The following is an 8,449-nucleotide window of genomic DNA, read 5'->3' on the forward strand; positions in this document are numbered from 1 at the left end:
AACCGGGTGAATATTACATGAGCTCGACTGGCGAGTACGGTGGGTTGTGGCGACGCCAGGACAGGACGCCCAACCGGCTTTTGGGTGTGGGTTTTTGTGCTCAGGGTTTCCAGTCAGGCTCCTATTATATGCGGGGGGAGGAAAGCAATGATCCTCGCGTAGATTTTGTGTTCACCGGCACGTCGGGCGATGCAAAGTTTGGCGGGTATGGCATCGCTGGCGGAGGGGCTGCAGGCCAGGAACTCGATCGGTATGATGTCGCCTTGGGGTCCCCGCGGCACGCTCTGGTTCTAGCGAGCTCACAGGGCCATACCGATGAAATGATCATTGCAAAAGAAGAACTGGGCGCTCTCCACCACATGATCGGCGGGACCCAAAATGCTGATGTTCGCTCCGACATCGTTTTCTTTGAGACGCCGAGCGGTGGCGCAGTCTTCTCGGTGGGGTCGATCTCGTGGTCAACCAGTCTGCCGATCAACGGCTACGACAATGACGTTTCAAAGATCACGCGAAACGTTCTAATCAGGTTCATCGACCCACGGGCATTCTCGGTCCCACAATGAGAAAAAGGGGCAAGCGAAGCCTACCCTCTCCTGTCGTAGTTCTGTAGCCGGCTCTCAATTTTCCCCTGGGAAGAGAAGAGATAGGCCAGGGCCCGCCCCTTCCGTTTTAGGCGTCGAGCCAAACTTTGCCGAGGTCGATCTCGAACGTGGCGCATCGCGAAGCCCATCTGCTTCGTGCAATGGTGGAACAGCGACAGCCAGTATGCTTGATGCCTGAATCCTGGAGGATCGCCTAGATTCCCGCATGAGTTCCTTACGTTATCCAAGTCAGGCAAACCAACCCGCGCATCAGAGCTTGTTCACCCGCGTCCCAGGTCACGTCTCTGGTGTCCCGGCGTTGATTCGGACGCAGCCGTTCGCCTGATACGAGCTTCTTACGCGCCACTCAGTCCCCATCCGGCAAACGTCGAACATAACCCGCGTCCGCCTTGTCATCGGCAGGTTTACAACCGTTTCGCAAGCTCAAAGCAAACCAACGCGCTCATCGCGCGTCTTGGCGCAGTATTCGGCGGTGGCCTCCGACGAGCCTACCGTGTCACAGGTCAGATGTCGGGCCAGGAGGCGACCGTCGCGATTGATCAGAGTCCGTTTTGAAATTCAGGGATGAGCGTTTCTGCGGACGAGATTGCCGCCCACAGCGACAAGGATTATTGCGTGAGAGACGTCGATGCGCTTCTCGTAGTCGCGCACGAGGCGTATCCATACGCGGAAGGCCGCAGAATTGGCTCGCGCGCAGGCGCCCTGGCTGATGTATGGTGAAGCTGTCGCTCAGGCGATGTGCTGACCCGGAGCCTTTTTGGCCTCACGCAGCCTTTTCCACGTCCACGGAAGCAGTTCGTGCAGGCGGGAGACGGGAAGATCGGCGATGCGGGCGAACACATCGGCGAGCCACGCCTTTGGGTCAACCTCGTTGAGGCGGCAAGTCGTGATGACGGAGAGCATGATGGCGGCTCGATCGGCCCCACGCTGGGAACCGGCGAAGGTCCAATTTCGCCTTCCCAATGCGATACCTCTGAGCGCGCGCTCGGCGGCGTTATTGGTGAGACAAATCCGGCCATCTTCGAGGAAACGGGCAAAACCATCCCAGCGCTTCAGCATGTAATCGATCGGCTCGATCACCTCGGACGATTTGCTGAGCGTGGCGCGCTCCCGTTTCAGCCAGTCGTGCATGTCATCGAACAGCGGCTTGCTCTTTTCCTGCCGCGTGGCCAGTCGTTCTTCGGCACTCAATCCATTGATCTGGCGCTCGATCTCGAACAGCGCGTCGTACCGTTGGACGGCCTCCAATGCGATCGGCGAGATCGGCTTGCCCTTGCGTTTGCGGTCGCGGGCATTTTTCTGGATGTCGGCCAGTTCAAAGAATTTGCGCCGCGCGTGCGCATGGCAAAAAGCAAAGGTGATGGGTACCGCTTTCTTTTTGGCGACACTGAGCGGCTCGAAGCCATTGTAGCAATCACTCTGCAGAATGCCGCCATACTCGGCCAGGTGCTTCTGCGGGTGCTCGCCGCGGCGGTCGCTCGACGCATAGTATATGGCCGCCGGCGCTGCCGCTCCGCCGTAGGGCCGGTCATCGCACACGCACGTCCATATTCGCCCGGTCGTGCATTTGTCTTTGGCCTAGATGGGAATGGTGGTGTCGTCGCCAAAAAGGCGCTCGGCCGCGAAGACCATGCGCCTCGATCAGATCAAAGACCGGCATGAGGGCGGATGTACCAAACCCGACCTGATCGGCCAGCGTCGAGGTCGAAAGCTCGATGCCCTCGCATTTGAACCGGGTGCTCTGACGGTTGAGGGGACTATGCATGCCGAACTTGTCGAACAGGATCGTCGCCAGCAGATGAGGGCCGATGAAGCCGCGCGGAGTGGCATGGAATGGCGCCGGCGGCTGGCTGATCGCCTCACAGTCACGGCAGGTAAATTTCTCCCGCACCGTCTCGATCACTTTGAAGCGGCGCGGAACCTCCTCCAGCGTCTTGTTCACATCCTCGCCCAGTTTGGACAGCCGGGATCCGCCGCAGCAGGCGCAGGCAGTCGGAGGATCGATGACGACGCGCTCGTGTTCGATGTCTTCCGGCCATGGCTTGCGCACCGGTCGCTTGCGCATGAAGGGGCGGATATTCTGCGTCTTCGCCGCCGCGGCCTGCGCGGCAAGCTCATCCTCGGTCGCCGAGGTGACGAGTTCCTCGAGCTCCAATTCCAGCTGCTCGATCAGCCGTGTCGTGCGCTCGGAGCGCTGCCCGTACAGTTCGCGTTTCAGCTTCTCGATGCGCAGCTCGAGATGCGCGATCAGCGCCTCGTTGTCGGACAGCATCGCCTGCGCGTTGGCGGCTTCAGCCTGCCAGTTGGCAGCATCCGCGACAGCCACATCGCGCTCAGCCAGCAGCGCCTCACGCTCGGCAAGCAGCGCCACGTAGGCGCTGGCAAGATCCGAGGGAAGATCAACCCGCTTCGAATTCATGCGCCGATTGAATCATATTCCATTGTATTTTCAACTCAAAAATGCTACCCAACCCGGGTTGGTCGCCATGTCTCCTGAGGGTTGCGCCAGTCTATTCCAGACAATAGATAACTCAGCTGCGCAGGAGATACTGTCACAGCTCCACCCTCAACTGCCGGCCAGATGAAGCGTCCGCGCTCAAGTCTTTTTGTAAACAGGCATGATCCTTGGCCATCATGCCAGATGACCTTCAACAAATTTCCGCGTTTCCCCCTGAAGCAAAAAAGGTTGCCCCCAAGGGGATTGTGTTTGAGGACCTCTTGCACCCGGAGCGCCAGCGATGGAAAGCCAGATCTCATATCGGTGTAGCCCGTCGCCAACCACACACGCACGCCTTCTGTCGGGATCATCGCAGCATTTCCAGGCCCTGCAAGATCCGCATCAGGACACTTACGTCGACAGTGCGGTCAACGATCACACGCCGGCCGTTGGCACCGACGATTTCTATCCGGCCACCGGCAGACACCGCCTGGCTGGTAGCCGACACTTCGGGGTGGGATTGCACGGGAGCCGGCTCTTCCGCCTCTACATCGTGCACGCTGTGACCGACCACACCCATGTCAATGAAGGCGATTGGCGGGGTCTCGGATCGGCCCCCCAATCTCCGTTCCTGGGCTTGCTTCATCCAGATGTGCAAGTGGTTTCGCGTTCATGTCGTGACGCCGCGCGACAACCGCCACCGGATCACCGGACTCCTGCACCTCACCCAGGATCGCCAGCTTCTGCTCGGCCGTCCAGGAGCGGCGCCTCCGCTGTCGGCCGGCATCCGTCGGCAGCGACAGAGCCGCAGGCCTGCTCGCTTCCACCCTCGACGGCTGCTCCATAGCCAGATATTTCATTGCTAAGCGTCCACTTAAAATCTAAGCGGACACTAACGCCACAAGGTACGCGTCAGTAGGCGGCCTTCACCGTATGCGTACCACGAGGCGGCGCCATCTTGTCATCCAGCCGAAGGTGCGCTCGACAACCCAGCGGTGGGGCAAGACTTCGAAGCCCTTCTGGTGGTCGGATCTGCGGATGATCTCTACCACGAAGTCCAGATAGGCGGCCTTGTCCATGAGCTCAACCGGTCATAGGCGCCGTCGGCGAACAGGTGTTTCACCCAGGGCCAGCGCTTGCGGATACCATCCAGGATCGCCTGAGCGCCGGCGCTGTCGGAGGTATCGGCCGGCGTCAGGTTGACCATCAACAGCCGCCCACCCGTATCGACGGCGATGTGGCGCTTGCGGCCGACAATCTTCTTGCCGGCGTCGTACCCTCTTGTTTCCGCTTGCGGAGCATTGACCGACTGGGTGTCGATAACGCCCGCCTGGGACTGGCCTCGCGCCCGGCTCGCTCGCGGTCCAGCATCAGCGCCACATCTGGAACACAAAGCGCCGCGCCAATTCGCGAAACCAGCCGTAGGCCGTCGCGCGCCGAAATGGATCGGCAGCATCCGCCAGCCGCAACCGAGCGCACAAGGTAGCGCCCGCGTTGATCACATCAGAGAAATCAACCTCGCGCCGACGGCCGCGACGCCCAGGCTTGGGCATCAGCGGAGCGATCTGTTCCCACTCCTCGTCCGCCAGATCGGACGGGTAGCGCTTGGTCTTCTTGGCGATCTTGGTCATCCGGCCACGGCTCTGTTCGGTCAATATCCACAGCTTGAATCACAAACCAGCCTCCGCCGAAATCTCAATTTTCCGATTTTCCAAACGGCCTCTAACATGGAACTGGCGTAGTAACGCTTGCAACGACATCGGCCCGACTCCAAACGTGTGCTGTAAGTCGCCAAAGGCAAGCCGATGGCGCGGGACAGCCAAAATAAGGTTAAGTGCAGCTACTTTTTCGCGGCTCCAGCGATATGAGCGGGAATTCTACATGCGCTCGAAGCGCACGCTCCGTGCAGCCGAATGAGCAGCAATCACCGTCTGATCCCGAAACTTGTTATATTGCACAATACGTAAGGCGCGGCCTATTCGGCCGCGCCACTTTCTGTCGGTGCGGGAGAGAGAACGATCCGATGGCCGATTTCTCGCTGTATCAGATGATCTGAATACAGTAACGGTTTATATTCCCCTCGTTGCCACTCCACAGTCAGATCTTGATAGTGGTTGGAGACCGGTACACCCGACTGGCCAGGATTGTTGATAAATACGCTATTGTCCCAAATTCCAACATCGATAATCATCCGTACCGATGGTCCTGCTGTGACGGACCAATCGTCTTGGCGATAACTTGAATAATTCAGTGTTGAGCTACTACCGCCAAGGGCGGCCGGCCTCAATGACCATTGTTCATCCGTTAAGGTTTGTAGTGGGTGCCGCAAATCAAGCCTATGAATGCTGCCCCATGACCACTCTGCAGAGTCATATCCCATAATTGCTATGCACTCGGTCCAGGCTGAAGCCAACGTCGCCTCAATGGAGTCAGCAAGGGTTTCATCCGGTTGTGCCTGTTCGAGCCAAGTAGCTATGGCTGCAGGCTCTAACGGCACGAGTAGTGCCAATATATGATCGTCGGCGCCCTCCCATCGAGCTATTGTCGATCCAAGATGCTTACTAAGCCAAATCTCAAAAAAAGCTGCGGCCGCGGAGCTCGCGTCCAAATGTGCATCCCAATTAAGGAGTAATTGAAGCGGCGGCGTCTGCGACTTCGAATGCAGAAGAACTCCTAGCCGCGCAACAATACGAGCTGCGATTGGTGAATACACTGAACACTGCAGCCGCATACAGTCTTCAATAGAGATCGGTTCTGATCGAGCGAGTTCCGAATGAAGCGTATTATGTCTGCTACTGTCTGACCATTCATAACCAAAAGCAGGATGCGCTTTGCTCCACTCCTCAGGCACATTCATCGCATTGGCGGTAGCGACGAAACCTTCCGCTGGGTTTATTGCAGATGGTCCTTCAATAGGCGACAAATATCCGTCCCATTCAAATCTGCCGTCTCCGGGAACCGGAAGTAGGCCGTCCCAATTTCTTCTAACCGGGGCCGCACCTGACGGTTTCCACATGATTGTATTGGACGTGTCCGCATAAATATGATTGACGGAGGGACAACCCCAGGATGCCAGACTGGAGACGTATTCTGCATTGGTCTTTGCGCGCATAACGCCTAAGCTGGCCATGTAAGGAGCCATGCCCGAATCCATCCACGCAGTTCTCAACGCGAAAGCGCGGTTTTCTTCAGGGTTTTGGTAAAGAACAGGTCCGTGGCGTGTAAATCGCAGTTCAACCTCCTGGTCGGTATAGCCACAAACTGGGATCCTCTCTTTGACGGTATTTACCTGCTCCCAGGCTCCTTTATAGACGTATTCATTTGTTCCACCAGGCCTCATATCATACACATAGATATCTTCCTGATCAGCGCCAAAGATAGTCAGACCAAAAGCGGCGGTTCCATTATGCCCCATCGAGATTCCTGGCACTATAGGCTCCCCGGCTCCAATGACATTGAAGCCAGGCATGCTCAGGTGTACAACATACCTGATCGACGGCAGGGCATGTCTACGGTGCGGATCCAGAGCAAGTATTGGGCGTCCAGTTGTTGTTTTCTTTGCTGAAATAGCCCAATTGTTTGAACCTTCTTCAAATGTTGTTCGAACGATCTCGTCAGACGTCGTCACGCTGGTCCAGAGACCAGCTTCGTGAAGACTAGCTGCAAGTCGTTCCCTTGAGAATGAAGGCGGGCTGATTGCCAAGCGGAAATCACGCAGCACTCGATCAGTCACAACAGCTGGGTCAAAGCCTTCTGCGGGTCGGGGAGCTATCGCAGGTGACAATTCTTGTCTGAATCTGTCTAGGCGAAGGCCGTGCTCCGCACCTACTAATGCCATAACCTTACAACGTAGAAGCTCCGAGATCGCGTTCCGGGTAAGTGAATGCGTTCGCACTCGGACGACGTCTTCCGGCTTCCAATAGTCAGGCCTGTGGCCGAGGAGGGCGAATTCAGGTGGCAATGCAATCAAACCGCTATTGCAGCCATCTACATAGGAATTTATCCCCTCTGTGAACGCGGAGCATATCTCTTCGGAATCCGGACCGTATGCGGTCCATTCTGCACTCATGGATCCGCGAAATAGAAAAAGACGCGCTGCCCTGTCTTGCTCCAGATAGCCGGGACCAAAGTCCCGTGACAGGAGCCCGAGACCTCGTTTGCGCGCGATATCAATCTGCCAGAGACGGTCTCGGGCTGCATTCCAACCTTGAGCGAAAAATAAGTCATGCAAGTTTTGCGCCTTGATGTGGGGAACTCCCCACCTATCAATGTCGATTGTGACCTCGTTCTTAAGCCTGCTGAAACTGCGGCGATCGAAGGTCATGTTTGTCAGCATTATCTCGTTCCATCTAGGGTCAGGCGAGGCAGTCACCCAGATCAACAAAACGTCCCGCCTACCTCGGCTGGAGCCGTCAAAGTTAATAGGCACACCAACGCCTATCTACCAGCGCACTGCGAGGTCGCCACTCGAATAAAAGTCAAGCGGCAGGCGACTTTTCTGCATTCGCGGCAAGGCTTAGACACCTGCGAGTTGTCACGGGTCCTTTGATCCTAGGTATTTAACCGACAATCCGAAATAGACATTTCGAGCTGGAAACCTTGGTACAGTTAACCTCCTGTTACAAAACTCGTTGATCACAGAGAGCAGCCGGGGGCCTCTGGCAATCAATGTAACATCTTTATCAGGGTCAGGGGCGTGCCATGGACTGAGGGCCAACGTATGATTTGATCGCGAGCGTGCCGATTGTCGGTTCGCCGATGAGCGTTTGGGCATCGCCTGTGAATCGAGGGCGTCGTGTCAGGCACGACGGCCAGGGGCCTCTGCCTAGCGCTTCATCTGCCGAGCCCAGCGACGGCGCAGTGTCGATCTCGGCGACACAGTTGGGTTATCTTCTGTCCGGAATCGACTGGAGAAACCCGCAGGAAACCTGGCGTCCCCCGTTGGTCGGGGGACGTTTTCGCCTTTGAAACAGGGGCGGATGTGTTTCCTTCGCCTGCGAAAACAGCCCCTGATTCGCTCCCCACCGATCTTGCCGCCGCTCACGCGATGATCCTCTCGCAACGCGCCGCGCGTGTGGAGGTAGAGGCCATTGCGGAGCGTGCTCAGGCGATGATACCCTGATCGCGCTCATCAGTTCGAGATCGAGAAGATAGTGCGCGAGCTCTAGAGCGGGATGAGATTAGTTTCGGTCATAGCCGGAGTTTTTGAAGTAGTGTGAGCACTCGGCGGATGTGATGCGGTTGAGAATTTGGCCGATCGCGTCGCAGACGGTTTGGACGGTGCGGCTTGCTGCCTTTCTCAGCCAGTGCTTGAGTTTTGAGAAGAGCTGTTCGATTGATGGGGTTGTCTAATCGCAGTTGGGGCGTCAAGCGTGGAGTTTGTTGAAGCGACACTGCCGGGTGCATGGTT

The 8,449-nt window shown here is 57.2% G+C and carries 4 protein-coding genes and 3 pseudogenes; 1 reads left to right on the forward strand and 6 read right to left on the reverse strand.

The annotated features are described in order from the left end of the window. Positions 1-563: N,N-dimethylformamidase beta subunit family domain-containing protein (locus ACWTU9_RS32725; RefSeq protein WP_455861935.1), on the forward strand; the 563-nt coding region annotated here is incomplete at its 5' end. A gap of 597 nt (positions 564-1,160) precedes the next feature. On the opposite strand, the pseudogene ACWTU9_RS32730 reads toward ACWTU9_RS32725, so the two are convergent. From ACWTU9_RS32730 to ACWTU9_RS32755, 6 genes and pseudogenes are all read right to left on the reverse strand, one after another. Further along, positions 1,161-1,265: pseudogene (locus ACWTU9_RS32730) on the reverse strand (IS5/IS1182 family transposase); the annotation flags it as partial. Positions 1,266-1,331: 66 nt separating this feature from the next. Continuing rightward, positions 1,332-3,021, reverse strand: a pseudogene (tnpC, locus tag ACWTU9_RS32735) (IS66 family transposase). Positions 3,022-3,065: 44 nt separating this feature from the next. Further along, positions 3,066-3,410: an IS66 family insertion sequence element accessory protein TnpB gene (gene tnpB, locus ACWTU9_RS32740; RefSeq protein WP_455861936.1), complete on the reverse strand. Its 345-nt coding sequence runs from the start codon at positions 3,408-3,410 to the stop codon at positions 3,066-3,068. Between the two features lie 210 nt (positions 3,411-3,620). Continuing rightward, complete coding sequence (locus tag ACWTU9_RS32745; protein WP_455861937.1) at positions 3,621-3,899, reverse strand: transposase; 279 nt, start codon at positions 3,897-3,899, stop codon at positions 3,621-3,623. A gap of 81 nt (positions 3,900-3,980) precedes the next feature. Further along, a pseudogene (locus ACWTU9_RS32750) lies at positions 3,981-4,670 on the reverse strand (IS5 family transposase); the annotation flags it as partial. Between the two features lie 344 nt (positions 4,671-5,014). After that, positions 5,015-7,375, reverse strand: coding sequence for a penicillin acylase family protein (locus tag ACWTU9_RS32755; RefSeq protein WP_455861938.1), 2,361 nt, complete (start codon positions 7,373-7,375; stop codon positions 5,015-5,017). Positions 7,376-8,449 lie beyond the last annotated feature (1,074 nt).

This window comes from Mesorhizobium sp. 128a, from assembly GCF_053848025.1.